This window comes from Micrococcus sp. 093350064-1 (assembly GCF_053627955.1).
Window position 1 is genome coordinate 1 of the sequence record NZ_JBSEYU010000032.1, and the last position, 1,824, is coordinate 1,824.

Sequence of the window (1,824 nt, forward strand, 5' to 3'; positions counted from 1 at the left end):
GTGATCGCGGCAACAAGACCGCCACGGAGCGCTGCAAAAACCCCGCCACCAAGCGAACGAAGCCACAGGGCAGGGCGTGTAAAGGGGTATACCCGCGTGGACGTGGGTCAAGAACACTCCGTGCGACCACGCAGCCCTGTCCGAAGCGCCCGCATCCCCTCAAGAATGGCGAGGCACATTCTCGCCACGGCGCTTGCCAGGTAGATGCGGACCCGTACAGGGACAGACGACACGGGCCCGCCTGCCGGAGCAGACGGGCCCGTGCACTCCCTCATCGGGAAGGTCGGGTCACTCGCGGTGCAGCTTGTCCTGCACCGTGCCCGCCAGCTTCTCGACGCGGTTGGGCACCTCCGTGGTCCCGTAGAAACGGGAGTCCGGGTGGGTGGGCGGGGGCATGGGGACCCCCGCCGGCGGCTCGGACGAGTAGGAGAACTCGCCCTTGCCGTCCGGGGTGGGGCCTGCAGCCCACGAACCCTCCGCAGTGGCCTGACCGTCAGAGAACTCATAGTGCGTGTACGAGTGCTCCGTGGCCTCCTTCTTCTGCGGGAAGTTGCTCGGCACCGGCATCTCCTCCAGGCCGTCTTCCTGCAGCTCCTTCACAGCCGCCGCCCACTGGTTCTGGTGCATCGTGTCCCGGGCCAGAAGGAAGGAGAGCAGCTCCCGGATGCCCGGGTCATCGGTCATGTGGTAGAGCCGGGCCACCTGGGTGCGGCCCTGCATCTCGGCGTTGAGGTTGGCGGTCATGTCGGCCAGCAGGTTGCCGCTGGCCGTGACATACGCTCCGGTCCACGGATTCCCCATGCTGTCCACGGGGCGAGCACCGGCACCGGCCACGATGGCCTGCTGCAGGTCGGTGCCCCCGATGACGGCGGCCACGGCCGGGTCATCCTGGATGGCGTCGGTGGTGATCCCCACCGGGGCCTTCTCCAGCAGCTGGGCCACCATGGTGGCGAGCATCTCGACGTGTCCGAACTCCTCGGCCGCCGTGCTGAAGAGTAGGTCCCGGTATTTGCCCGGGATGTGGGCGTTCCATGCTTGGAAGCTGTACTGCATGGCCACGGTGATCTCGCCGTACTGCCCGCCGATCACCTCCTGCAGCTTGCGGGCGTAGACCGCGTCAGGCTTCTCGGGGCTGGAGACGTGCTGAAGCTTCTGCTTGTGGATGTACACGAGAGACTCCCTCGATCGGGTCAGACGCGCGAAGGCCCGAGGGGCTCCACGCCGGACATCATCGACGCTACGCGGGTCTGACCGACCCGCGTAGAGCTGACCCACGCCAGAACTGCGCCGGTCACCAGCCGCGCCATGGACGCCAGCCCCACTCGGGGGGTGAGCGCTTTCGCCATCCTCCGCCTGCGGATGCGGCGGGTGGGTGACTCTCAGAGGCACGCGGCACAACCGGTCGTTTGTGGCTGCGCTTCCACGAGCACGAGACCAGCCCCTCACACTCCGAGCGTCTCGCCCTATCTCCACTGCGCCTCTGCACTGCTATCTTCCTAGCCATGTTCACTCTCTGACGGCATCGCGCTGAACACCCCACCATCACGAGAGGAACAACTGTGCCCACTGACCTTCTGACTCTTCACTTGCCGCAGCTCTACCCTGCTGACCAGCTCCCTGGAGGACTCGACTTTCGAGGGTTGGACGTTGGGATGGCCGACGATCTGGCCCAGTGCTATCTGATGAGCTACCCACCCGACGTCGCTGCCTCCGATCTAGACGAGGCGCGCGAGTTGAGTCCCTGATAGTGGTGTAACCCTCCCCGGTCGCCAACACCGTCCCCTTCACGGACGCGGTCACCGTGGGAGCCTTCGAGCGAACCTT

The 1,824-nt window shown here is 66.1% G+C and carries 1 protein-coding gene; it reads right to left on the minus strand.

The genetic code is table 11. The features are described 5' to 3' along the window. Nucleotides 1–288 precede the first annotated feature (288 nt). Nucleotides 289–1,170, minus strand: a complete 882-nt coding sequence (locus ACUW6W_RS11685; RefSeq protein ID WP_036339510.1) for a manganese catalase family protein — start codon at nt 1,168–1,170, stop codon at nt 289–291. Nucleotides 1,171–1,824 lie beyond the last annotated feature (654 nt).